The sequence below is a fragment of the Cyanobium sp. Aljojuca 7A6 genome (assembly GCF_024346455.1).
Classification (GTDB): Bacteria; Cyanobacteriota; Cyanobacteriia; order PCC-6307; family Cyanobiaceae; genus Cyanobium.
The window spans coordinates 302,634-325,511 of record NZ_JAGQCY010000001.1 but is presented as its reverse complement, the minus strand read 5'-3'; the positions used below and the strand labels follow the sequence as shown (position 1 = coordinate 325,511).

Sequence of the window (22,878 nt, the reverse complement as noted above, 5' to 3'; positions counted from 1 at the left end):
CCTCCGCCGCTTCCCCTGGATCCTGTCATCCGCCGTCACCCGGTGGGGGGGCGGCGCTGCCCGGCCCGGAGCTGATCGGGACGCTGCGCTTCGACGGGGCCGGGCTGATCCCAGCCATCGCCCAGGACTGGCTGGATGGGGCGGTGCTGATGGTGGCCTGGATGAACCGGGAGGCGATCGAGCGGACGCTGGCGAGTGGGGAGGTGCACTACTGGAGCCGCTCGCGGCAGGAGCTGTGGCACAAGGGGGCCAGCAGCGGCCATTTCCAACACGTGAGGGGGATCCGCTACGACTGCGATGCCGATGTGCTGCTGCTGACGATCGAGCAGACCGGGCAGGTGGCCTGCCACACCGGCGCCCGCAGCTGCTTCTACGAGGAAGGCGAAACGGCCACGCCCGGTGGCCCGGACGCCCTGCCACCGCCGGCGGATGTGTGCACGGAGCTGGCGCGGGTGATCAACGGGCGCCGCGAGCACCCGGAGCCGGGCAGCTACACGAACAAGTTGCTGGAGGGGGGCGACAACCGCATCCTCAAGAAGATCGGCGAGGAGAGCGCCGAATTCGTGATGGCCTGCAAAGACGACGACCCGGACGCGATCGCCGGCGAGGCGGCCGATCTGATCTTTCATGTGCAGGTGGCCCTGGCCCACCACGGCGTCGACTGGCGCCGGGTGCAGGAGGTGCTGGCCGAGCGGCGCGGGGCGCCACGGCGCGAATGAGCCGGCTCAAGCGTGAACTGGCCTGCCGCCGGAGGCTGAGCGATGGATCGGGCGAACGCTGGCTGTGGGCCCTGGGCTCGAGCCTGCCCTGGGTGGGGCTGGCGGTGCTGCTGCTGCACGGGCTGACGCGCCGCACGATCACGCCGTTTCTCTATGGCCTGACGGCGCTGGGGGCGGTGGGCTTCCTGGTGCTGACGCTGGGGGGCCTGCCGGACGACCTGGCCAACCGCAACCGGCTGCCATCGGGAACAGTGCCGGCGGCGATCACACTGATCTGCGTGGCGGCGTTTGCCTTCGGGCACCGGCAGGGGCAGGAGAAGGCGGCGGTGGAGGCGCGGAAGTGGTTGGAGTTGGATCGGTGAGGGGGGGCTGACCGCTCCCGGGAAGCCTGGAACAGGACATGTAGGCCTTCGGCTTTTTGCCACAGCTGGCCGATCCCTTTCCCCATCGTTACGTTCTCAACGTGCAGCTCCTGATTCCCAGGAAGCCGCGCGATGGCAACAGCGCCATCGCGGATCGAGGCTTCCCCCCGCTCTGCTCCATCGCCTTTGAAGAGATCCAGATGGCCTTCGTGAATGAAGTGGTCTCGGACGAAGACATCGTTAAGTACAACCTGCCGTTCAAGCTAGGTGCGGGGCGGTACTGGACGAGGGATAAGGAGCGGGATTGCTATTTATGGGGTGGAATCGTTGAGAGCTTTGCCAGGGAATATGTTCCTGAAGGGAGATTTTGGCTCTACCTTCATGGGACTTGTTTGGATGTATCTCTAAACGTAGCCAGCCTCGTTAGGGGAAGGCCTCCAGAGATACTACCCCAAGTTATCTGGATGGAAGTTTCGCATATCCAGCCATTGAATCTGGGTGGGTTGGATCTCAATGAATGTCAGTCTGTGCTGAAGGAGGCCTTGCTGGCGTTTGGGCTTGATGGCGAGGGAGATACATTAATCCATGGATCAATTGTGAAATTTCATTTTTAACATCCACTTATCACATAGTTCGCTTTGAATCATCATGATGCTTACTGCAGAGCAGGCCAATCTCTTGCTGGATTCAGTTGAAACAAAGGAACAGCTTCTTGATTTGATTGAGCGAGTTGATCATAGGGTGACGGGAGGCATAACAATATTGTATAGCGGGGTTACCGGCCGATTCACTTCCTTCGGTCAAAAGATCGTGCACTCTGGTGCCGTGGCTGAGGCACTTCATGAGTCTGGAAACGATGTCCGTACCATCGATCAGTCAGAGGTAGGCAAGTTTTTAAATTTGACGAAAAACACGAGCAACTATAATCAAAAGTTTGCCGCTAAGCTTAAGCAAATCTTTGGCAATAACGATAATGCTCTAAAGGCCTTCATGGATGGTGATGTTATTGATGAGATGAGGGTAAACAATGGCGTTTGGGATAAGGTCTCCGCTCGGTTTGTTGCGGATGCTGTTGGTGAAGTGGTTACGTTCACAGGAGGGGCTTCGACGGAACGAGTGTTCTTTCAAACAGAACTCCCTTTGATCCTAAGCAATCCAAGGGTAACAAGCATTGATGGAATACCAATTGAGGTTTTTCATGGGATGTCAGTGGAAGAAGCATTTCAGATTATTATTGCTACATCTGAGGTTAGAACTTCTAGGCTCATGATATCGGTTGATGAGTATGGAATGCCTTTGCAAGTAGATCAACATTATTTAGTCGATGCCCGAGGCTTCTTCGAAGATTCCAATGTCATCAATGGGACAGCTCCTCCCCCCGATACTCCGATGCGGTACATGGCGGACTTCATTCCACCAGAGAGGGTTGCTGCCCATCGAGAGGCGCTTCAGGATATCCGGAAAGCTCAGGACAATCTGGCTGTTCACTATAGGCAGGATATTCAGTCTCAGAACGTGCTCGGCACATCCAGATGGCTCAAGGCCCTGGACCAGCTGGGTCATATTGCGGATGTCGTCAGCATCGCTGCCGTGGCCTATGACGCCAAGGCGGCCATGGATGCAGGAGATCAAGAATCTGCTGAGCGGATTCTGACCCAATGGGCTTTGGAGAATGCAGGCGCAATCCTGGCTGGCCGATTGGCCTCACTTGCGGTAGCCCCCCTTCTTGCCGCCGGTCCTCTGGGTTGGTTGGCCGCTGGCGGACTGATCTTGTCCGCTTCCATGCTTGGTAGTGCTTACGCAGACGAGACAGCTGAGTTTTTGGCTGGCCACCTTGCTGATCTCTGGGACAAAGGCATGGAGGCCATGAGGGATCAGTTCCAGACAGCAGAAAGGCCCTATTCATGCCCACTTGTTCTGGATCTTGACCGAAATGGTGTCATCACATTGGCGGAGAGAACCTCTGATATCTTTTTCGACCATGATGGTAATGGCTTTGCTGAAAGGACTGGTTGGTTCAGTCCGACGGATGGGCTACTGGTTCGCGATCTTGATGGGAATGGCACGATCGATAGTGGTGCTGAACTGTTCGGGAATCACACGCTGCTACCGAATGGGAGTAAGGCAGAAAACGGCTTTGAGGCCCTCAGAGTGCTTGACGACAATGGAGATCAGTTCATTGATCATCTCGATTCAGCGTGGAACACTCTGAAGGTCTGGTTGGACGGAAATAGCAATGGCGTTGTCGATCAAGGCGAGCTTCAAACCTTGAATGAGGCTGATGTCCTTCGGCTTGGGGTTGGCTATGTACCGTCAAGCTTGACCGATCCTCAGGGTAATCGTCATCTTCAGATCGGTGCGTTCCAGGCCTCTGATGGAACGATGCAATCCATGAACGATGTTTGGTTTCGAGTGGATCAGGCACGGACGAAATGGCTTCGGCCTGTTTTGCTAGACGAAGGACTGGCAAGCCTTCCTGATTTGAAGGGGATGGGTAGTGTTCCGGACTTACATCAGGCCATGGCCTCGGATCTATCCGGTGATTTGCGATTGATCTTGGAACGATGGATCCAAGGCAGCACCGTGCAGCGGGAGGCATTGATTGATCCCTTGATCTTCTACTGGGTCGGAATATCTTCGGAGCAAGGCACATCAGGCTGGAGTTCTATTGACGGACGCCTGGCTGTTATGGAACGTCTGCTCGGTCAGACTTATCGCGAAGGTTGGGTTGATCCCCGCCCCGTTGGGGCATCAGTGACGATGTTGCATAAGGCCTACGAGGATTTTCGTCTCCAGTTGGAAGATCAGTTGATCCTTCAGACAGATGGTTGGCCCATCCTGCAACACCTCGTGGGGCCTGACGGAGCCATTCATCCAGAGTCTTCAAGCACTAATCTTGAACAAGTAGCCAATTATCTTGATGCTCACGTCCTCCAATCCTCAGACTTTCTCAAGCTGTTCCGTCTGAGTCGAGCCTTGAGGTCGCTAGGGGATCAAGGCGAGTTGCTTCTGGGTAGGATTCAAGAGTATGCCTCGGCTCAGAATCTTCCAAGCAGCATCTTCTACCAGCTTCTGTCGGAGCATCAACTGTTCCAAGGGTTTGCACCATCCAACCATCTTCAAGGCTCAGATGGGCAAGATCTGATCATTGGAGGAGCCGGAAACGATGTATTGAGTGGCGGCTCAGGCCGTGACTGGTTGGTGGCCGGTAGTGGCAATGACAGCCTGAATGGCGGGATCGGAGATGACGTGTATGTGATTGCTCAGGGAGGAGATCAAAAGCAAATCGGCGATCTGGATTACACGGTGGGTAATCGTGATGTGGTGATGTTCACGAATGTACTGGGAACCGATGTGACGCAGGTGGAACGGCATGGTTCACAGCTGTATCTGCATTATGGGAATGGCGACCAGCTGTGGGTGAATAACTATTTTGTATCCGAGGCTTTCCGGGTTGAAGCCTTCCAGTTTGCGGATGGAGAGCTGTGGGGGGATGTGGATCTGCGGGACCGTGCGGTGGTGGGAGGTGCAACGTCAGGCAATGACTGGCTGGGTGGATTCACAGATATGGTGAACCGGATTGATGGGTTGGATGGCGATGACCAGTTGCACGGTGGTGGGTTTGATGATGTGTTGAAGGGTGGGAATGGCAACGACTGGCTGAATGGCAACGACGGCGATGATTGGCTTGATGGTGGAGCCGGAAACGATGTATTGAGTGGCGGCTCCGGCCGTGACTGGTTGGTGGCCGATAGTGGCAATGACAGCCTGAATGGCGGGATCGGAGATGACGTGTATGTGATTGCTCAGGGAGGAGATCAAAAGCAAATCAGCGATCTGGATTACACGGTGGGTAATCGTGATGTGGTGATGTTCACGAATGTACTGGGAACCGATGTGACGCAGGTGGAGCGGCATGGTTCACAGCTGTATCTGCATTATGGGAATGGCGACCAGCTGTGGGTGAATAACTATTTTGTATCCGAGGCTTTCCGGGTTGAAGCCTTCCAGTTTGCGGATGGAGAGCTGTGGGGGGATGTGGATCTGCGGGACCGTGCGGTGGTGGGAGGTGCAACGTCAGGCAATGACTGGCTGGGTGGATTCACAGATATGGTGAACCGGATTGATGGGTTGGATGGCGATGACCAGTTGCACGGTGGTGGGTTTGATGATGTGTTGAAGGGAGGGAACGGAAATGATTGGCTGAATGGCAACGACGGCGATGATTGGCTTGATGGAGGAGCAGGGAATGATGTGTTGAGTGGCGGCTCCGGCCGTGACTGGTTGGTGGCCGGTAGTGGCAATGACAGCCTGAATGGCGGGATCGGAGATGACGTGTATGTGATTGCTCAGGGAGGAGATCAAAAGCAAATCAGCGATCTGGATTATACGGTTGGCAATCGTGATGTGGTGATGTTTCAGAATCTTCGACCCCAGGATGTCACCGCAGTAGAACGTCACGGTAATCAGCTGCTGTTGCGTCTTGCAGGAGGAGGTCAGCTTTCAGTTGAAAACTATTTTGTTTCAGAGGCCTTTCGTATTGAAGCTTTTCAGTACTCAAACGGTGTCGTTTGGGGTGACAGACAACTCAGAGATCGGGTTGTCGTGGGTGGAGCAACAGCAGGTAATGACTCCCTTGGTGGCTTTAATGACATGGCCAACCGCATCAGGGGGCTGGACGGAAACGATCTTCTTTATGGTGGCCTTCTCAATGACGTGCTGACAGGTGGAAATGGAAATGACACGCTCCATGGTGGTGACGGTGATGACATCCTCGATGGAGGTTCTGGCGATGATGTCATTTATGGTGGGCGAGGGAGGGATCGTCTCCTCTCTGGTACTGGCAGTGATTATCTGAATGGTGGAGAAGGTGACGACACCTATGTGATCGCCAGGAGTGGTTCCCTGAAGCAGATCAGCGACTACGATCTAAATCCTGCGAACCATGACACGGTCAGATTCTCAAATCTGAAATCCACTGATCTCATCTCTATTCAGCGACAGAACTTTAACCTTGAAATGAACTTCGTGACCAAGGACCAGCTGCTGGTTACGAATTACTTCCTTGCGAAGGAGTTCAGGATTGAGTCTTTTCAGTTTTCCAATGGCCTCACCCTTGGTGAGGCCGACGTGTTCGCCCTCATCCCCCCGGCTTAGCACTTCTTGCCTTCCCCCCATCATTCGGCCTCGGCCGATAAATCGCCACCCCGATCACGTCCTGCACCTTGCTGGCGTATTTCTCGAAGTTCTCACTGCGGATTACCCCCGCTCCCTCCGCCGCGTGGATCGCATCAATCACCCCGTCGCGCTTCTCCAGGAAGCCCACGTGGGTCACGTCCAGCCCTGGCACCTTGGTCACCAGGGCAAAGATGTCGCCACTGCGCAGCGACGGCAGCACCCCCGGCAGGGCCGCCAGTGGGATGTAGGGCTGGTTGACCACCAGATCCTTCTCCAGCTCCGTGATGCACTCCTTGTTGCGGGCCAGCTGCATCGGCTTGTAGCTCTTGATGTGGTTGCTCATGAAGTTGAGCGCCACCGTGCGGCTGCTGGCACCGGGCAGGAACGGGGTGAGGTTCACCACGTAGCCGTTGCGCTCGGCCGCTTCGGCCCAGCGGCTGAAGTAGTGCTGCCGCCGGCAGTAGTCCACCTCGCCATCCACATAGCGCAGCCGCCGCACGTGCTGCGTGAAGCGCTCCACCCCTTCGTCCTGGGTGTCCACCTTGCGGCTGTTGCTCAGCGCCAGCAGCTGCTCCACAAACAGGAAGCAATCAAACTGGCTCAGATCCAGCAGCAGCTGTTCCTTCGGGCCGCCATCGAGGGAGAACTCCTTGAACGGCAAGCCCAGATAGCGGCGCGCCAGTTGCACCAGCGCCTGGTTCATCGGCGCCCAGGCTGTGGCGTCGATCGCCTCGGCAGCCTCCTCTTTTGTATCGCCCACAAACTTGGGCGTGGGATCCCCCAGGGCCACCCCCCCCGGTAGGGGCGGCGGCGCCGCCGCCACGCTGCGGCTCGCCGGAGTGGCGTTGCGCAGCAGCAGGTTGGCCGCCGCGAAGCTGGCTCCGGCGGCGATCAGCACCGTGAGGCCAACCAGGAGAATGGGTTTGCGCATCCAGCCGCTGCTGCCGCCGCCGCGGCGACCCTACAGCCGCCGTCAGGCGGCGCTGCTCGCCAGCCACTCCTGGAGCTCCACCGCCGGCAGCTCGGGGCTGCTGGTGATCTCGATGATGCGGCCGATCGCGGCCGGGCTCTCCACCGCATCGAGGCACACCCGCGCCACCAGCCGCCGCGGGATGCTGTCGCTCTCCTGCTGGTCGGGCCCGCTGAAGCGGATGCCTTCGGCCTCGAGTCCCTCCTCGGTTTCCTTCAGCCCGCCCGGGCGCACCACCGTCCAATCGAGGCCACTGGCAGCCAGCCAGCGCTCGCCCACCCCCTTCCACACCAGGATCAGCCCGAACAAATTGAGCGGGTGGAACCAGCGGCCGCTGCACAGGGAGCTCACCAGCACCACCCTCTTGATGCCGGCCTCACGGCAGGCGGCGATCTGGGAGCGGATCGCCAGGGCATCCACCTTCAGCGGCCCGGCCAGATCAACCGACGGCCGTGCCCCGGTGGCGATCACCAGGGCGTCGCAACCCTCAAGGGCCCCCTTCAGCGCCTCCGTATCCCCCAGATCCAGCCGCACCAGCTCCGCCCCCTCCAGCCCCGGCGGCACCTCAGAGCCCGGCCGCAGGATCGCCTTCACACCCCAGCCCCGGCCCAGGGCTTCTTGCACCACCCGCCAGCCCGTCTTGCCTGAAGCTCCACTCACGGCGATGCAGGTCATGGGGTGTCTTGCTCGATTGCGTTGAGATCCATTCTCGTGGCCGACACGTTGGGATGGCGACAGCCAGCCAGAGGTCTGCTGGGTAGGCTGCCCCCATGGCCGAAATGGTTCTCGAAGTCAGCCACCTGAGCGTGCGGCGTGAGGCCGTCACGGCGGTGGATGACGTCAGCTTCCAGCTGGTGGCCGAATCCGACACCGCCCTGGTGGGCCCGAACGGCGCCGGCAAGAGCACCCTGGTGCAAGCGATTCTCGGCATCCTGCCCCGCCAGGCCGGTGAGGTGCGCTTCCTGGGCTGCAGCCTCGGCAGCCGCGGCCAGTTGCCGCGGGAGCTGCGCGCCAAGCTCGCCTACCTGCCCCAGACCCTGGTGCCCCGGGGCCGCTTCCCGCTCACGGTGGCCGAATTCGTGGGCCTGGGCTGGGATTCGCCCGGCCTGTCCCTGCCCTGGCTGGGCCGCGAGGAGCGCCGCAGCGCCATCCGCGCCGCCCTGCGCAAAACCCTCTGCGCCGACCTGGCCGACCGGCTGCTGTCGGAACTCTCCGGCGGCCAGCTGAAGCGGGTGCTGCTGGCCTTCTGCGTGGTGCGCCCCCGCCGCCTGCTGGTGCTCGATGAGGCCCAGGCCGGCCTCGATGCCCGGGCGGCCGAGCAGTTCCACACCCTCCTCTACCAGCTGCGCCGCAGCGAAGGTTGGACAATCCTGCAGGTGTCGCACGATCTGGAGATGGTGCGCCGCACCTGCGATGGCGTGCTCTGCCTCAACCGCAGCCTGCGGTGTTTCGGCACCCCCGACCACGCCCTCAGCCCCACCCGGCTGGCCCAGATCTACGGCCCCGGCTTCGTTCCCTACCACCACCGTCACCCGCCCCACCGCCCTCCCCACGCCGAGGAAACCCCGCCGGCCTGAACGGCCCGCTCAGGGCGGCAGGGGTTGGCCGAAGCCCGTGGGTTGCCCGTACAGCCAGCGCAGCGTGGCCCGATCGCGCCGGCTGAGCTCCAGCACCGGCTCGGCCCCGGGAACGGCCGCCATGGCGTCGGCGGGATCGTCGCTGTGGCCCCAAAGCCCGAAGGCGTGGCCCAGTTCATGCAAAGCGGTGGCCTCGGTGGCCTGCGGCCGCTGGCCCGGGCTGATCAGCACCTGCACCCGGGGCTCCAGAATCCAGCCGGCGCCCCGATCCACCGCCACCAGCGCCAGCTCGGCCCGGCCATGGCTGGCCCGGGTGCGGCCGGTGGCCTGCCGCTGCAGGGGCGGCCGCCGCCGCAGGATCCGCACCTGGGCCGCCGCCGGATCGTCCACCCGGGTGATCGTCAGTTCTCTCTTCCACTGGCCCAGGGCCCGCTCCACCGCGCCGAGCCAGAGCGCATCCCAGCGTTGGCCGGCGCCGCCCGTCGCCGCCGGCTCCACCCACACGCACCAGTGATCCAGCCGGGGCCAGCCCAGGCCCGTGGGCCGCAGCAACTGGCGGTAGTCCGCGCCTGGCTCCCCCGGCGGAACAGCGGCGGCCGTGCCCGGCGTTGCCCCGACGGCGCGCGTGGCCACAGCCACGGGGCAAGGGGCTGGGGCGGCCTGGAGCGGCGCCGCCAGCAGCAGCAACGCCGGCACCAGCCCGGCGGCGAGCAGGCGGTGGGGCCGGCCCATCAGCCCGCCAGTCCCACTCCGCGGGCCATCAGGGCGGCCATCAGAGGGATGGCGGCGAAGCCCGCCAGCTCGATGTTGAGCACCCAGCGCAGGCGGTTGGCCAGGGCCTCACTCACCTTCGGGAGCTCCCCCTTGCGCAGGGGGATGGCCCAGAGGATGTAGGTGATGGTGGGGTACAGCGACAGGGCGCCCACCGCCAGGTAGGTGCCCACCTTCCACCAGAACAGGGGGTTCTCGGTGTAGAAGCTGGAGCCCTGGCCGAAATACAGCACCCGCAGGATGCCGCTCAGCAGCACCCCCAGGGCGGCCAGGCCGTAGGTCACGTCCGTGATCACCATCAGGATCGCGTCCTTGCGGTCCGGGTCGGGCCGGATCAGGCGCCGCTCCAGCACCAGGGCGCCGAAGCAGACCATGAAGCTCAGGTAGTGCACATAGGCCACCCCGGCGCTGGAGAGCACCTCGGAGGGGATCGAGAGAAGCCCGGCCATCGGCTGGTGTCAGGGGATCGCCCCGGACGGTAGCGGCTGGCTCCGGGCCACCGGGCCCCTAGGCGATCACGGCCTGGAGCTCAGATTGAAATCAGTAGGAAATAGGGAAAGAGTTGGCGATATGTGGAAGCCGCAACGGAACACTGAAGGCTTTCTGTTTGTTTCAGGAACATCCAGAAACAACCGTAGGTTCAACGTATCGATTCAGAGGCTCCATGGCGAGTTCCCTCAGTGCCTTTCTCGGCGAGATTGGCCGCCATCAGCTGCTCACCCCTGAGCAGGAGCTCACCCTTGGGCGAAAAGTGCAGGCCATGGTGAGCCTGCAGGAACGCTGTTCCGAGGCGGGCGGCAGCGGCCCGGCCTGCGACTACGACGATCTCGAAAAGCGCACCATGCGCAACGGCGAGCGGGCCAAACAGCAAATGGTGACAGCCAACCTGCGGCTGGTCGTCAATCTCGCCAAGCGCTATCAGGGCAAGGGCCTCGATTTACTTGATCTGATCCAGGAAGGCACCATCGGTCTGACCCGCGCCGTCGAAAAGTTTGATCCCACCCGTGGTCACCGTTTCAGCACCTATGCCTACTGGTGGATTCGTCAGGGGCTGAACCGGGCCCTCTCCACCCAGAGCCGCACAATCCGCATTCCCGTCAACGTCAACGAGAAGCTCACCCGGTTGCGGGCCGCCAAGGCGCGCCATCTCCAGTCCCACGGCCATTCCCCCAACGCCGGTGAGCTGGCCACCGCCATGGGGCTGCCCGTGGCCGAGGTGGAAGACCTGCTGGGCTGCGAGCTGCGCAGCGTCACCGTCAGCCTGCAGGGGGCCGTGCGCTCCAAGGCCGATCCCTCCGAGCTCGTCGATGTGCTGCCCAGCAATGAGCCGGCGCCGATGGAGCGGGCCGAGCAGGCCGAGCGCACCGAATCAGTGTGGACGCTGTTGGAGAAGTCCAACCTCACCCCCAAGGAGCGCACGGTGGTGATGCTGCGTTTCGGGCTCGACGGCAGCCACGAGTGGCGCACCCTGGCCGAGGTGGCCCGCCAGCTGGAGTGCAGCCGCGAGTACTGCCGCCAGGTGGTGCAGCGGGCCCTGCGCAAGCTGCGCAAGACCGGCATCGAGAGCGGCCTGGTCGACGACTGCACGTAGGGACATCCGCCCCTCGTGAATCGGCCTGTGGGGCCCACAGAATGAACGGACGCCGACCCGATGGCGCGTCCCATTTTTTGAGCAGATCGCCATGGCTGTTGCTCCCGCTGATCAGGCGCCCGTCGATACCGAGGTGCTGGAGAGCGCCGTTCTCGATGAAGCGCTGCTGGTGAGGCTGCTGCGCCGGGCCGGCCGCACCATCGCCCGCCCCGCCTTCGAGTGCGTGGAGCTGCTGATGGATGGCAGCACCCCTCCCCAGGTGCGGCTCACCGTGCTGGCGGCCCTCACCTACCTGCTGCTGCCCCTCGACCTGATCCCCGACTTCATCCCGGCGGCCGGCTTCAGTGACGACATGGTGGCCCTCACGGCCCTGCTGGGGCTCTGCGGCACCCACCGCACCCCGGCGATCCGCGCCCGGGCCCAGAGCCGGCTGGATCGCTGGTTCCCCCTCTTCCGCCAGCAGGGGTAAGGTCCGGCGATGCAGGCGTCCGCCCCCTCCCTCAGCCCGGAGCAGCTCGACGAGCTCCAGAGCCTTCTCAAGGACTGGTTGCGGCTCACCGGCCGCACCCAGTCGGATCTGCGTCGGGCCCTGAGGGCCGGTTCGATCCGCATGCCCGTGCTGCTCGAGGAGCTGCAGCGCACCTGGAGCCGCCAGGGCGCGGCGGGGCTGGCCGAGCGCCTCTGTGCCATCGAGGCCCAGTGGCTGGCCGAGGAGCCCGGCGAGGACCCCGACGTCGATGCTGCCAACGATCCGTTGGCGAATTCGATGGGGCAGCTCGACCTGCTGTTGCAGGAAATCCGCGCCGACGGCGGGGCCTGAAGGCCAGCGGGCCGCGGTGCTGGCGGGCCAGGCGACCAGCCTCCAGAGTGGGGGTTGAACGCTTCTGCGGCCCTGCGCCGACGACCACCGCCATGAACGTCACCTTCCCCTGGTCCCTGCGGGCCGCCGCTGCCCTGGTTGCCGGCCTGTGCGTCTCCGGCGCGGCCCAGGCCCAGGTGGAGTCCTTCATGCTCAAGCGTGGTGGCAATGTGGGGCCGGAAACCAAGATCAAGCCCACCAACTGCGTCACCGGCGCCGATGGCTCCGTCACCTGCGACACGGTGATCGAGAATCCCCCCAGTGACACACCGGCCCAACCCAACTACCAGCCGTTCAAGAACTGATGCCACGTCTGCAGCGGATCTTCCAGGACACGATCTTTCTGCGCCTGATCGACCGGGGCGAGCGCCTGGTGGCCAAGTTGCTGGCCGCCGTGCTGTTTCTGGTGCTGGCGGTGGCGGCCCTCAAGTTCACCGTCGAGGTCGTCGTTCAGCTGTTCGACCCGGCCCGGCGCTGGGTGGGGGAGGGCCTCATCGCCGTGCTCGGCGATCTGCTCAACCTGCTGATCGCCATCGAGGTGCTGCAGAACATCACCTCCTACCTGCGCCGCCACGTGGTGCAGATCGAACTGGTGCTGCTCACCGCCATCACCGCCGTGGCCCGGAAGGTGATCGTGCTGCCCCCGAACGCCGAGAACAAACCGATGCTGGTGGTGGGTCTTGGGGTGGCCGTGGTGTGCCTGGCGGCGGCCTTCTGGATGGTGCGCCGCGTCAATGAGTCGGAAGTGAGTCAGCGGGATGGGGCGTCCAGAACAGGGCCAGCCAGATCGTTCCAGGAGCCGGGTCACTCGCCAGCAGCCGGTGCCGCCGGCCCGCACTGATCAGCAGGGCCTCGCCGCAGGCCAGGGAGCGGGCTTCGGGCTCATCGGCGAACTGCAACTGGGCACTGCCCTGCAGCAGCAGCACCCACTCGTGCTCCGTCTGGTCGTACCAGAAACCCTCCGGGCTGGAGGCGCTGCAGGAGTGGATCCGCTCCAGCCGCAGCTGCGGGGTCTGCAGCAGCACCGTTGTCACTTCCTCCCCTGCGGCAGGGCAGGGGCTCTGCACCAGGGAGGCACCGGCCCGGTCGCCCGATGGTGCCTCGCCCCAGCGGCGGCCGATCTCGAAGCCGCAGGAGCGGGCCAGGGCCACCACCTGATGGTGATCACCACAGTCGCGCAGGGCCGCTCTCAGGGCGGGATCGGCCTCGCTGCGGGCCACGAAGGCGTTGAGCTGGCGCACCTTCTCCAGGAACTGCTGCAGCTGGGCTTCGGCCATGGGGGAGGTGCTCTGGCGTCAGAGCAGATCCTTGCCCATCCGCCAGCGCAGAAAGGAGACGCCGCCCAGGAGCACCGTTTCTTCCCCGTCCACCACCCAGCCCCGCCGCTCCAGCAGCGGCCGTGACAGCTGGCTGGCCTCGGTGCGCAGGCGCCTCACCCCCCGGTTGCGGGCGTGCTGCTCCAGGGCCTCCAGCAGGGCACCAGAGCGTCCCTGGCGGCTGGAGCGGCCACGGCAGTACAGCAGGGCGAGCCGGTCGCTGGGATCAAGAAGGGCAAACGCTTCGATGATCGTGTCGTCGTCGTTGGCACAGCTCACCAACCCATGGCCGCGTAGCAATGACGACCGGAAGTCATCATTGCGACTCGCCTGTTGTGACCAGGCCTCGATCTGTAACGGGCTGTAGAGGTTCCCGGCCTGGCTGATGACCGATTCGTGATACACGGCGATCAGTTGCAGGCAATCATCGGGGCGCAGTGGACGGATCGGCAGCATCGCGGCGGTGAATGTGCATGGATTGTCGCCGCTTTCGGCACAAGGCTGATCACGCTGGTGTATGTTTTAGTTCTAACCTCACTCACGACACCGCGTACATACCATGCTGACTGGATCGGAATTGCTGGCCAAGGTCAAGGAACTCGGCGATGTCGGCAAGTCGGAGATCGTACGGGCCTGTGGCTATGTTTCCACCAAGAAGGATGGCGCCGAGCGCCTGAACTTCACCGCCTTCTACGAGGCCCTGTTGGAGGCCAAAGGGGTCGAATTCGGTGCGGCCGGCAAGGTCGGCAAAGGCGGCCGCAAACTCAGCTATGTGGCCACGGTGCAGGGCAACGGCAATCTGCTCATCGGCAAGGCCTACACCGCCATGCTTGATCTCAAGCCCGGCGATGAGTTCGAGATCAAGCTCGGCCGCAAACAGATTCGCCTGATCCCCGCCGGCAGCGCCGACGAAGAGGATTGATCCGCTGGCGTCCGCTGCTGTCGCTGTTGGTGGGCCTGCTTCTGCTGCTGGCCCTGATCCTGCCGCCAGCGGCCCTTGGCTTCCCAGGGCCAGCCTTCGCGTTGGAGGCCCTCGATTCTGAGGTCGCCCGTCGAGATACGGGCGGCCGCTTGTTTGAGGCCCACTGCATCGGCTGCCATGCCCAGGGGGGCAACATCATCCGCCGCGGCAAGACATTGAAGCTGGCAGCGTTGGAGCGCAATGGCGCCGCCAATCCAGCGGTGATCGCCACGATCGCCGCCGCAGGAATCGGCCAGATGGGCGGCTACGGCGAGGCCCTCGGTGACGGCGGGGCCGACGCGGTGGCCGCCTGGGTGTGGCAGCAGGCCCAGGCCGGCTGGCCCCGCAGCTGAAGCCCCTCGCTTCCGCGTGGCTTAGAAGGCCTGGATCCAGGGATAGATCTCCACGGCCGTCCAGATGCCCTGGCGCCAGTAGATGTCACCTTTGACGAGGCTCTCCACCGTCGCCTGCTCGTCGGCTTCGTAGAGGCCGAAGACGTGGCTGGTGTCGGCGGTGGGCCCCAGGGTGAGCAGCACACCCTCCTCTTTCTGGCGTTTCAGTCCGGCCAGATGCTCGTCGCGGTAGGGGGTGCGGCGCTCAAGGGCGTCGGCGACGTAGGTGCCCCAGAGGACGAATTTCATGGGCCGCGGGGTGGGAGAGGAACGTCCCTCAGCCTTTCATTCTCCGCGCCCTTCTTGGCTCTTTTGAAACACCAGCAGGCGGTTGTTGGCCGGCATCGCCCCATCGGCCTGCAGGTGCAGCCCCAGGCGGGAGGCCATGGCCTGGAGCTCCTCGGCGTCGCGAACCCCCATGGCCGGATCCAGCTGTTGCAGATGGGCATCGAAGGCCCCATTGCTGGCGGCGGTATGGCTATCGCCGTAGCGAAACGGGCCGTAGATCAGCAGCAGGCCATCGACGGTCAGTACCCGGGCACTGCCGGCCAGCAGGTAGGGCACAGCGGCCGCCGGCATGATGTGCAGCGTGTTGGCCGTGAAAACCACCTCGAAGGGCCCGGCCGGCCAGTGGGCCTCGGTCACATCCAGCGCCAGCGGCGGTGCCACCCGGGCCCCGGGGGCCAGGCCCGCCTGGCCCTCCAGGGCGATGCGTCCGGCCAGTCCGGTCAGGGATTCGGAGCGCTCACTGGGCTGCCAGCACACCCCCGGCAGATGGCGGGCCATGTGGATGGCGTGTTGGCCGCTGCCCGAGCCCACCTCCAGCACCCTGGCCTCCGGGGGCATCCACCGGCGCAGCTGCGTCAGGATCGGCTCCTGGTTACGCAGGCAGGCGGGAGAAAACGGCAGGGAATCGGGGTCCATCGGCCCATCATGGGATCAGTTGTTCTCCGGCCATGCGAACCCCTGCCCCGCGTCCCATGGCCTGGCTTGCCCCAGCGTCGTTGCTCGCCGCCCTGGTGCTGCTGCTGTCGTTGAGCGCCTGCGCTCCTGTGCTGTAGCCCGGCTAAAGCGGCTGATCGAGGGCGGCGCGCAGCTCGGCGGCAAAGACACCGGCAGCGTCGGCCACATCGGCCCCGCTCTGGTGGGCCTGGGCCATGCGCCGCACCAGGGCGCTGCCCACGATGGCGCCGTCGCCGCCCCAGCGGCGCACCTGCAGGGCCTGTTCGCCGGTGGCGATGCCGAAGCCCACGGCCACCGGCGTGGGTCCCAGCTCCCGCAGCTGCTGCACCAGCGGACCCACCCGCGTTTCCAGACTGGTGCGCACCCCCGTCACCCCGGTGACGCTCACCAGATAGGTGAAGCCGCGGCTGGCGGTGTGGATGCGGGCCATGCGCTCGGCCGGGGTGTTCGGGGCCACGAGCAGCACCAGATCCAGCCCATGGCCGGCCGCGATGCCGGAGAGTTTCTGAGCCTCCTCCAAGGGGAGATCGGGCACCACCAGGCCGGCGGCACCGGCGGCGGCGGCCTCGCGGCAGAAGCTCTCCATACCCCGGTTGAGCAGGGGGTTGCTGTAGGTGAACAGCACCACCGGCAGGGTGAGCTGGCCCCGCAGGGAGCCCAGCATGTCCAGCACCCGCCCCGGGGTGGTGCCGGAGGCCAGGGCGCGGCTGGCGGCGGCCTGGATCACCGGGCCATCCGCCAGCGGATCGCTGTAGGGGATGCCCAGTTCGATCAGGTCGGCGCCGGCGGCCTGCAGGGCCAGCAGGCTGGCGGTGGTGACCGTCAGATCGGGATCCCCCGCCATCAGAAAGGGCATCAGGGCACAGCGCCCCTCGGCCCGCAGGGCAGCGAAGCGCTGCTGGATCGGCGTGGGGGCGGTGGCAGGGCCGGCGGTGGCAGCGACGCTCATCGGGCCGGAGGGCAGGACGGGCCCCTGAGCCTATGGGGTCGTCTTCACATCTCCGCATCGGCCTGCAGCTGCCCCACCTCGGCCAGCAGCTTGGCCTGCTCCTCGGGGCTCATGGCGTCGAACTTGCGCTGCAGCTCCTCGTCGGTGACGGCGTCGTAGGCGGCTCGGTAACGGCGCCGCTGCTCCATGTACGTCATCTTGCCGCCCAGCACCCGCAGCAGGTAGCTGGCCGTCCAGCCCAGCACCACGAGCATCAGCACGGCCGAAGCCGCGATGCCGGGGGAGAAGCCCTCCAGGCCGCTGGAGCGGAACACCCAGTAGCCCCCCCCGCCGATGCCGAAAACCACCAATCCCAGCAGGATCGCCTGTGCGCGAGTCAAGGATCAGGCCTCGCCCTGGCCGGCCATGCGCAGGTTGAGGAAGGGGGAGAACAGGATCAACCCAGGGAAGAACAGGAACACCAGCCCATAAATGGCGGTGCGCTCGATCTTGCCCATCACGGTCCAGCGCCTGTGCATCCACCAGTAGAGGGCCAGGGGCACCACCACCAGGTAAGCCCCGGCCAGAGCCAGGTAGGCACCGATCACAAGCAGGGTGTCGAGCGAAAGGCCGCTCAGAGGTCCGCTCAGGGCCACCAGGGGTGTCGCGAAGTGGAGTGAATCTAGGATCCAGGCGCGGGGGCATGGCGAAATTGGTAGACGCAGCGGACTTAAAATCCGCAGGCTGCAAGGCTGTGGGGGTTCAAGTCCCCCTGCCCCCATCGTTGGTGCTTCTGGGATGGGAGTGCGCTCCTGATGCTGGCGCTCCTGCTGGAGCTGGTGGGCCGGCCGCTGCTGCAGGCCATCGCGCGACCCGAGCCCCGCGCCCAGCTGGCGCCGCTGCCGTTGCCCCCTCCGGGGCCCTACACCGTGCTGGTGGCGGATTGGGGTCACCACACCTCGATCGTGGTGCAGCAGCCGCCAGGTTGGCGCCTCGGCCCCCCGGGGGCGGAGGCGGCCCCGTTCGTGGAAGTCGCCTGGGGCGACCGGCGTTACTTCCATGGCGCCGACCGCAGCCCCCAGAGCGTCTTCTCCGCCCTGGTTCTGCCCACGGACTCGGTGCTGTTCCTCGCCGCCCACCCCGATCCCCCGCGGCTGGAGGGAACGGTCGCCGTGCGGCAGCGTCGGGTGGGGGCCCCCACCCTGCAGGCCCTGCTCACCGCCCTGGAGCGCTCGGCCCAGCGCACACCCGCAGGCGGGCGACGCGCCCCCCCTGCCATGGCGGCCCGGCCATGGGGGTCGTTTTGTCCTGGCCCATGGCACCTATCTGTGGACCCGCAACTGCAACTGGTGGACCGTGCAGCGGCTGCGGGAGGCCGGACTCGCCACCGACCCGACAGGGGTGGTGCTCGCTGCCCAGGTGCCTGGGCGTTTACGGGGCTTCCGGCCCGTGGCCAGGCCCACAGGGCAGGGTCTTGAACTGATCGTCCCCCATCCCTGAGGCTGAAAGTCGGGCTTCGATGCAGGGCACGCAGGACAAAAGTTCATCACTAACTGTGTCTGTGGCTCTCCACACGCAGTCTCTCTTTGGCCTTTCTCAGGGGCTGCGCCCGGCCTAGACCAGCACCAACGAGGGATTGGAAAATTGGTTCATGTCGCTCCGCTCCTAGCCGCCACCTGTCTGGCGGGTTTTGCCCTGTTGCAGTTGCTGTTCAGCATCGGCACCTGGTGATGATCGGCATGGCCCCTGCCAGCTTCCAGCATGAAGGTGATCGTTGATCTTTGTGTGGTGCCGATTGGTGTGGGGGTGAGCCTGGCGTCCTACGTGGCCACCTGCGAGCGGGTGCTGCAGCAGGCCGGGCTGACGATCCGGCTGCACCCCAACGGCACCGCCATCGAGGGCGAGTGGGCGCCGGTGATGGCGGCGATCGAGGCCTGCCATGCCGCCGTGCACGCCATGGGCTGCCCGCGGATCTTCACCACCGTGACGATCAACACCCGCACCGACCGCGACCAGAGCCTCGACGACAAGCTGGCCAGCGTGCAGGCGCTGCTGGGGTGAGCCTCACAGCAGCCATCCGGGCCGCAGCAGCAACGCCAGCCCCAGCGCCAGCATCACCCCGCCACTGATCAGCTTCAGCCAGCGGCCACCGGCTTCCGTGAGCTTATTGCTGCTCAGGGCCAGCACGGCGGCGGCCACCATCAGGCTGTCGTCGGCGATGTAACCGAGGATGTAGAGGCCCAGGTAGGCGTAGTGGGCGCTGGCCGGCAGGTTCTGCTGGCTGAGCACCGCCGTGTAGATCGCCGGCAGACCGGCGGTGCAGAGCAACTCCACGGCATTCACCACCACCGCCAGAACCGCCACCGCGGCCAGGGCCGGCAGCAGGGAGCGTGACTGGACGACGTTGCGCAGGCGGGCGTAGAGGCCTGGCTTGGCCGCCGCCGGGATCGAGAGGCTGAAGCCGCTGCCCTGGCGCCGACTGTCCAGCACGTTGACCACCCCCACCGTGATTGCCAGGCCGGCCAGCACCAGCCGCAGCCCGGTAGACCAGCCCAGCAGCAGAAACACGTTCAGCCAGGCGGCCATGAAGGCGTAATAGACCGCACCGCTGACCAGCACGAACGTGCCCGCCACCAGGGCCATGCGGCGACGGTTCTGCCAATGCACCAGCAGTGACAGCAGGAACAGCAGCACCCACATCGCGCAGGGATTGAAGCCGTCCAGCAGCCCCATCGCCAGGGTGAACAACGGCAGGCCCTGCCCGTCGACGCTGAGGCGGCCCAGGGGGCCGAGGCTGAGCTCTGTGGCACCGGCCGCGTCTTCGCCTGGGTTGTCCGTGCTGGGCGCCTCCACCAGGGCCAGCAGGTCCTGCCCGCGGCCCCCGGCGTCATCGAAGCCCACCAGCAGCCGGCCCGCATACGCGAACGCGGGCACGCCGGGGGCCTGGATACCCGCCTGCTTTGAAAGGCGCAGCAGGTCGTCGCGGGCCTGCGGATCGATCCCCACGTCACGCAGCCGCACCTGCACGGCCGGCCGCTGCCGCTGCAGCTCGGGCAGGAAGGCCTTGGCGGCGGCACAGTGGGGACAGCCCTCGCGCACGAACACCTGCAGTTCCGCGGCGGCAGCGGCGGCGGCGGGCGGTACCAGGCTCAGCAGGGCGGCCAGGGCCAGGGCCAACAGCCCTTGCCGCCAACGTCTGGTCGTTGTCGTGGCTGTCCCCATCGCCATCGCTCCCGGGCCTGGTCTTGATCTTCGCTGCGGTTTGGCGGCTGATGGGAAACTTGAACCGTTTCATACGCTTGCGGGCGGGGCCAACGATGGATCCAGCCGCGTCCACTGGCGTCGGAATCTTCGGCCTCCTGCTGTTCCCGGGGGTGGAGGAACTCGACGCCATCGGGCCCTGGGAGATGGCCACCCTGTGGGCGCGCCAGAGCGGCGGACCCGAACAGTGTCTGCTGATTGGCCAGAGCGAGGCCCCGATCACCTGCGCCAAGGGGCTGGTGCTGCTGCCCCAGGCCAGCTTCGCCACGGCTCCGCCCCTGGATGTGCTGCTGGTGCCGGGCGGCCTTGGCACCCGCACGGAGGTGAACAATGCCGAGCTGATCGGCTTCATCCGCGAACAGGCGGCCCGCTGCCGGGCGGTGCTCTCGGTCTGCACCGGGGCCTTCCTGCTGCAGGCGGCCGGCCTGCTCATGGGCAAGCGGGCCACCACCCACTGGGCCTCCCTGGAGCGCCTGCGCGCCTTCGGCGATGTGGAAGTGGTGGAGGAGCGCTTCACCCGCGATGGGGCGATCTGGACGGCGGCCGGCATCTCCTCGGGTATGGATCTCACCCTGCAGTTCATTGCTGAAACGGCCGGAGAAGAGGCGGCCGCCACGGTGCAGCTGGAGGCCGAGTATTTCCCAGCTTCGAAGATCTATGGAACGGCCGCCAGCCGAGGCAAGGGGGCGGCCTATTTCCGCCGCTCCTGAGCCATTCAGAGCACCGGCTGCCAGGCGGCGCTCCGGTTTTCAGCGGCACCGCTCTGTTCGGTGAAAGGCAGCACCTGGTTGCGCCCGGTCTGCTTGGCCCGGTACATGGCGCGGTCGGCCCTGGAGATGATTTCGTCGGGGTTTTCGCCGGGTTGGACCATGGTCACGCCGATGCTCAGGGTGATTGACAGGTAGCCGGCACTGGTGGGGATCGGTTCGGCCACGGCCCGACGCAGCTTTTCAGCGATCGCCATCGCATCGTTCAGGCTCCGCACCCCCTGCAGCACCACCATCAGCTCGTCGCCACCGATGCGGGCGGCCATGTCGCCGCTGCGCAGGCCGATGCGGATTCTGGTGGCCACGGTCCGGAGCAGTTCGTCGCCCGGGATGTGGCCGAAGGTGTCGTTGATCTCCTTGAAGTTGTCGAGATCACAGAACAGCACGGCGGTGGCATCGCCATGGCGCAGCACGCGGACGGCGATGGCGGTGATCTGCTCCAGCGCCTCATGGCGGTTCACCAGGCCGGTCAGTTCGTCGGTGCAGGCGCGGCGGGCCAGTTCCCTTTCGGCGGCCACCTCCTGATCCACCGTTCGGAACGACCCGACGATGCCGTCGAGACGGCCCAGCGGATCCCGGTGGGAGCTGGCATGCAGTTCCACCCAGCGCTGGCTGTGGTCGTGGGCCAGGGCCTGCAGCCGGCTGACCACCGTCTGACCGCTGGCCAGGGTACGGAGGTGGCGTTCCAGGACCGGTTGCTCATCGGCGGGGATGAAGCGGCTGAGGGGATGGCCGATCCAGTCCTCCGGCTGCCAGCCCAGCATGCAGGTGAGCGAGGGGGAAATCCAGCTGATCACCCCGTCCTTGATCAGGAGCACCACATCGCTGGAGTTTTCCGCCAGCAGCCGGTAGCGCTCCTCCGAGGTGGCCAGGGCGGCTTCCGCCTGAACCATCTCGGTCACGTCATTGAACTGGGCGATCACGAAGGCCAGGCTGCCGTCGGGACGGCGTGAGCAGGAGACACTGCAGTCCACCCAGATGGAGCTGCCGGCCCTCTGGAGGATGCGCTTGCGCAGGCGATAACAGGGGTGCTGGCCGCTGAGCAGAGCTTCCATCAGCGGGGCTTCGCTGGCCTGGTCGGCGGCCGGCGAGAAGGCCTGCCAGGTGTGGCCCTCCAGCCCAGCCAGGTCGCGGTCGAGCAGCCCGCAGCCGGTGGGGTTGATGGACAGGAAATGGCCTGAGGCATCGAGCAGGGCGATGCCGGTTGAAGCGTTCTCCATCGTGAGGCGCAGCCGTTCCTCCGAAGCCGCCAGGGCCGCCTTGGTGCGCTCCTCCGCCTGACGGGCCTCCACCTCCCCCTGGATGTCGCGCCAGCTGCCGACGATGCCCATCACCTCCCCATCGGGTGCGAGCACCGGACGCAGCGCCATGGAGACCCAGCGGCTGCCCCCATCAGCGGCCCGGAAGCGCAGCTCGCAGAGGCTGCTGTTCCCCTGCAGGACCCGACCGATGGCTTGATCCAGCTGCCCGCGGTCCGCCTCCAGCAGCAGCTCGTCGATGGTCCGACCCTGCAACTGGCAGGCGTCATGGCCCAGCAGCTGCCGCACCGACGGGGAGACCCAGGCGATCCGCCCGTCCCTGTCGCTGCTGAGGACCACATCCGGGGCGTTCTCGGCCAGCAACTGGTAATGCTCCTTGAGTTGCCGGTTGCTGCGTTCCTTCGCCTGCAGTTCGCGAGCCAGATGCATCGACACCCAGGCCAGCCCGATCAGGCCGGCCAGCCGCAGCATCAGTTCCAGTGTTGAGGCCTGGGGAGCCTGAAGTGACCAGGCGACGGTGAGGGCGATCGCCAGACTCGTGATCCAACCCACCTGGCGCGGCGTGGAGAAGGAAGCTGCCAGCACCACGGGAATCCAGTAGTATTGGAACAGGGTAGTGCCCAGGATTCTTGTCAGGGCCAGATCCAGCAGAAAAAGGCCGATCAGGGCAACGGCCGAGACGACGAATCTTGGATGGTATCGAGGTTGGGAAGAATTCAAATGATTCGGACTAACAAATGAGACGGCTAATCATTTGCTATGCATTTCACCGTGCCAGAGGTGAAGGCCTTTATTGGCTGAGGCTTTCTGCGTGGCTGTCGGAGCTGCTCTGCAGGCCGTTGATGTCCTTTTCGCACGCCAGGGCAGACGCACGGAAAGGCAAAATAAAACGCAACACTGTGGTCGGGATCTGAGCCTGAATGCAAGGGTTCATCGCGTGATTACCTACAAATCTTCGACTATAGGTAGCGGCCTGCTTCTCGTCCGTCGTCATGGCCGCTGCA

29 protein-coding genes and 1 tRNA gene are annotated in these 22,878 nt (G+C 64.8%); 16 read left to right on the top strand and 14 right to left on the bottom strand.

All coding sequences use genetic code 11. The features are described 5' to 3' along the window. Nucleotides 1-56: 56 nt before the first annotated feature. Genes hisIE through KBY95_RS01690 form a run of 4 tightly spaced genes read left to right on the top strand, consistent with a single transcriptional unit; the run spans nt 57 to nt 6,238 of the window. Nucleotides 57-719, top strand: a complete 663-nt coding sequence (hisIE, locus tag KBY95_RS01705; RefSeq protein WP_254962971.1) for a bifunctional phosphoribosyl-AMP cyclohydrolase/phosphoribosyl-ATP diphosphatase HisIE — start codon at nt 57-59, stop codon at nt 717-719. Then, nucleotides 716-1,081 carry a hypothetical protein gene (locus tag KBY95_RS01700; RefSeq protein ID WP_254962937.1) on the top strand — a complete coding sequence of 122 codons (366 nt, stop codon included), beginning with the start codon at nt 716-718 and terminating at the stop codon, nt 1,079-1,081. Before hisIE ends, KBY95_RS01700 begins: the two co-directional genes overlap by 4 nt. A 56-nt stretch (nt 1,082-1,137) precedes the next feature. After that, entirely contained in the window at nt 1,138-1,695 is a 558-nt protein-coding gene (locus KBY95_RS01695) for a hypothetical protein (RefSeq protein WP_254962936.1), read from the top strand. Nucleotides 1,696-1,729: 34 nt separating this feature from the next. Further along, a complete protein-coding gene (locus KBY95_RS01690; RefSeq protein WP_254962935.1) occupies nt 1,730-6,238 on the top strand; it encodes a calcium-binding protein in 4,509 nt (1,502 codons plus the stop codon). Here KBY95_RS01690 and KBY95_RS01685 read toward each other — a convergent pair. Together KBY95_RS01685 and KBY95_RS01680 are read right to left on the bottom strand one after the other, a co-directional pair. After that, on the bottom strand, nt 6,222-7,190 hold the full coding sequence (locus tag KBY95_RS01685) for an N-acetylmuramoyl-L-alanine amidase-like domain-containing protein (protein ID WP_254962934.1): 969 nt from the start codon (nt 7,188-7,190) through the stop codon (nt 6,222-6,224). The genes KBY95_RS01690 and KBY95_RS01685 overlap by 17 nt on opposite strands. Nucleotides 7,191-7,232: 42 nt before the next feature. Further along, on the bottom strand, nt 7,233-7,904 hold the full coding sequence (locus KBY95_RS01680; RefSeq protein ID WP_254962933.1) for an SDR family oxidoreductase: 672 nt from the start codon (nt 7,902-7,904) through the stop codon (nt 7,233-7,235). Nucleotides 7,905-7,999: 95 nt separating this feature from the next. On the opposite strand from KBY95_RS01680, the gene KBY95_RS01675 reads away from it, so the two are divergent. Further along, complete coding sequence (locus tag KBY95_RS01675; RefSeq protein WP_254962932.1) at nt 8,000-8,806, top strand: metal ABC transporter ATP-binding protein; 807 nt, start codon at nt 8,000-8,002, stop codon at nt 8,804-8,806. A 9-nt stretch (nt 8,807-8,815) separates the two neighbouring features. Here the strand turns inward: KBY95_RS01675 and KBY95_RS01670 are convergent, their stop codons facing one another. After that, nucleotides 8,816-9,538 carry a matrixin family metalloprotease gene (locus KBY95_RS01670; protein WP_254962931.1) on the bottom strand — a complete coding sequence of 241 codons (723 nt, stop codon included), beginning with the start codon at nt 9,536-9,538 and terminating at the stop codon, nt 8,816-8,818. Then, nucleotides 9,538-10,026: a DUF2214 family protein gene (locus KBY95_RS01665; protein ID WP_094584798.1), complete on the bottom strand. Its 489-nt coding sequence runs from the start codon at nt 10,024-10,026 to the stop codon at nt 9,538-9,540. The genes KBY95_RS01670 and KBY95_RS01665 overlap by 1 nt, the downstream gene beginning before the upstream one ends. A 215-nt stretch (nt 10,027-10,241) precedes the next feature. Here KBY95_RS01665 and KBY95_RS01660 point away from each other — a divergent pair, with 215 nt between their 5' ends. From KBY95_RS01660 to KBY95_RS01640, 5 genes are all read left to right on the top strand, one after another. Continuing rightward, nucleotides 10,242-11,168, top strand: coding sequence for a sigma-70 family RNA polymerase sigma factor (locus KBY95_RS01660; RefSeq protein ID WP_254962930.1), 927 nt, complete (start codon nt 10,242-10,244; stop codon nt 11,166-11,168). Between the two features lie 91 nt (nt 11,169-11,259). Then, the gene (locus KBY95_RS01655) at nt 11,260-11,637 is read left to right on the top strand and encodes a DUF1232 domain-containing protein (RefSeq protein ID WP_254962929.1); all 378 of its coding nucleotides are present in this window, start codon (nt 11,260-11,262) and stop codon (nt 11,635-11,637) included. A 9-nt stretch (nt 11,638-11,646) separates the two neighbouring features. After that, nucleotides 11,647-11,988 carry a hypothetical protein gene (locus KBY95_RS01650; RefSeq protein ID WP_254962928.1) on the top strand — a complete coding sequence of 114 codons (342 nt, stop codon included), beginning with the start codon at nt 11,647-11,649 and terminating at the stop codon, nt 11,986-11,988. Between the two features lie 92 nt (nt 11,989-12,080). Further along, nucleotides 12,081-12,332 (top strand): hypothetical protein, encoded by a 252-nt coding sequence (locus KBY95_RS01645; protein WP_254962927.1) that lies wholly within the window; start codon nt 12,081-12,083, stop codon nt 12,330-12,332. Next, nucleotides 12,332-12,868, top strand: a complete 537-nt coding sequence (locus tag KBY95_RS01640; RefSeq protein WP_254962926.1) for a phosphate-starvation-inducible PsiE family protein — start codon at nt 12,332-12,334, stop codon at nt 12,866-12,868. Before KBY95_RS01645 ends, KBY95_RS01640 begins: the two co-directional genes overlap by 1 nt. On the opposite strand, the gene KBY95_RS01635 is transcribed toward KBY95_RS01640, so the two are convergent. Then, on the bottom strand, nt 12,759-13,304 hold the full coding sequence (locus KBY95_RS01635; protein WP_254962925.1) for a Nif11 domain/cupin domain-containing protein: 546 nt from the start codon (nt 13,302-13,304) through the stop codon (nt 12,759-12,761). The genes KBY95_RS01640 and KBY95_RS01635 overlap by 110 nt on opposite strands. Nucleotides 13,305-13,322: 18 nt before the next feature. After that, nucleotides 13,323-13,799 carry a GNAT family N-acetyltransferase gene (locus KBY95_RS01630; RefSeq protein WP_254962924.1) on the bottom strand — a complete coding sequence of 159 codons (477 nt, stop codon included), beginning with the start codon at nt 13,797-13,799 and terminating at the stop codon, nt 13,323-13,325. A 103-nt stretch (nt 13,800-13,902) separates the two neighbouring features. Between KBY95_RS01630 and KBY95_RS01625 the strand changes: the two genes are divergently transcribed. Then, the gene (locus tag KBY95_RS01625) at nt 13,903-14,265 is read left to right on the top strand and encodes an AbrB family transcriptional regulator (protein WP_216909975.1); all 363 of its coding nucleotides are present in this window, start codon (nt 13,903-13,905) and stop codon (nt 14,263-14,265) included. Beyond that, complete coding sequence (locus tag KBY95_RS01620; RefSeq protein WP_396094858.1) at nt 14,262-14,657, top strand: c-type cytochrome; 396 nt, start codon at nt 14,262-14,264, stop codon at nt 14,655-14,657. The genes KBY95_RS01625 and KBY95_RS01620 overlap by 4 nt, the downstream gene beginning before the upstream one ends. Before the next feature lie 21 nt (nt 14,658-14,678). Here the strand turns inward: KBY95_RS01620 and KBY95_RS01615 are convergent, their stop codons facing one another. From KBY95_RS01615 to KBY95_RS01595, 5 genes are all read right to left on the bottom strand, one after another. Then, a complete protein-coding gene (locus KBY95_RS01615; protein WP_254962923.1) occupies nt 14,679-14,945 on the bottom strand; it encodes a YciI family protein in 267 nt (88 codons plus the stop codon). A 36-nt stretch (nt 14,946-14,981) separates the two neighbouring features. After that, complete coding sequence (locus KBY95_RS01610) at nt 14,982-15,620, bottom strand: DUF938 domain-containing protein (RefSeq protein WP_254962922.1); 639 nt, start codon at nt 15,618-15,620, stop codon at nt 14,982-14,984. 142 nt (nt 15,621-15,762) lie between these two features. Beyond that, nucleotides 15,763-16,608: a tryptophan synthase subunit alpha gene (gene trpA / locus KBY95_RS01605; RefSeq protein WP_254962921.1), complete on the bottom strand. Its 846-nt coding sequence runs from the start codon at nt 16,606-16,608 to the stop codon at nt 15,763-15,765. A gap of 44 nt (nt 16,609-16,652) precedes the next feature. After that, nucleotides 16,653-16,988 (bottom strand): DUF3007 family protein, encoded by a 336-nt coding sequence (locus tag KBY95_RS01600; RefSeq protein ID WP_254962920.1) that lies wholly within the window; start codon nt 16,986-16,988, stop codon nt 16,653-16,655. 3 nt (nt 16,989-16,991) lie between these two features. Then, nucleotides 16,992-17,243 carry an NAD(P)H-quinone oxidoreductase subunit L gene (locus tag KBY95_RS01595; protein WP_254962919.1) on the bottom strand — a complete coding sequence of 84 codons (252 nt, stop codon included), beginning with the start codon at nt 17,241-17,243 and terminating at the stop codon, nt 16,992-16,994. A 41-nt stretch (nt 17,244-17,284) separates the two neighbouring features. On the opposite strand from KBY95_RS01595, the gene KBY95_RS01590 reads away from it, so the two are divergent. The 3 genes from KBY95_RS01590 (at nt 17,285) to KBY95_RS01580 (ending at nt 18,648) form a co-directional block, all read left to right on the top strand. Continuing rightward, nucleotides 17,285-17,368, top strand: a tRNA-Leu gene (locus KBY95_RS01590). A gap of 34 nt (nt 17,369-17,402) precedes the next feature. Beyond that, the gene (locus KBY95_RS01585; protein ID WP_254962918.1) at nt 17,403-18,065 is read left to right on the top strand and encodes a DUF2459 domain-containing protein; all 663 of its coding nucleotides are present in this window, start codon (nt 17,403-17,405) and stop codon (nt 18,063-18,065) included. 283 nt (nt 18,066-18,348) lie between these two features. Continuing rightward, on the top strand, nt 18,349-18,648 hold the full coding sequence (locus KBY95_RS01580) for an MTH1187 family thiamine-binding protein (RefSeq protein ID WP_254962917.1): 300 nt from the start codon (nt 18,349-18,351) through the stop codon (nt 18,646-18,648). Nucleotides 18,649-18,651: 3 nt separating this feature from the next. Here KBY95_RS01580 and KBY95_RS01575 read toward each other — a convergent pair whose 3' ends face one another. After that, nucleotides 18,652-19,764 (bottom strand): glutaredoxin family protein, encoded by a 1,113-nt coding sequence (locus KBY95_RS01575; protein ID WP_254962916.1) that lies wholly within the window; start codon nt 19,762-19,764, stop codon nt 18,652-18,654. Nucleotides 19,765-19,904: 140 nt separating this feature from the next. Here KBY95_RS01575 and KBY95_RS01570 point away from each other — a divergent pair, with 140 nt between their 5' ends. Further along, nucleotides 19,905-20,558, top strand: coding sequence for a DJ-1/PfpI family protein (locus KBY95_RS01570; protein WP_254962915.1), 654 nt, complete (start codon nt 19,905-19,907; stop codon nt 20,556-20,558). A gap of 5 nt (nt 20,559-20,563) precedes the next feature. Here the strand turns inward: KBY95_RS01570 and KBY95_RS01565 are convergent, their stop codons facing one another. Together KBY95_RS01565 and KBY95_RS01560 are read right to left on the bottom strand one after the other, a co-directional pair. Continuing rightward, nucleotides 20,564-22,459, bottom strand: a complete 1,896-nt coding sequence (locus KBY95_RS01565) for a bifunctional diguanylate cyclase/phosphodiesterase (RefSeq protein ID WP_254962914.1) — start codon at nt 22,457-22,459, stop codon at nt 20,564-20,566. A gap of 205 nt (nt 22,460-22,664) precedes the next feature. Beyond that, nucleotides 22,665-22,868, bottom strand: coding sequence for a hypothetical protein (locus tag KBY95_RS01560; RefSeq protein WP_254962913.1), 204 nt, complete (start codon nt 22,866-22,868; stop codon nt 22,665-22,667). Nucleotides 22,869-22,878: the final 10 nt, after the last annotated feature.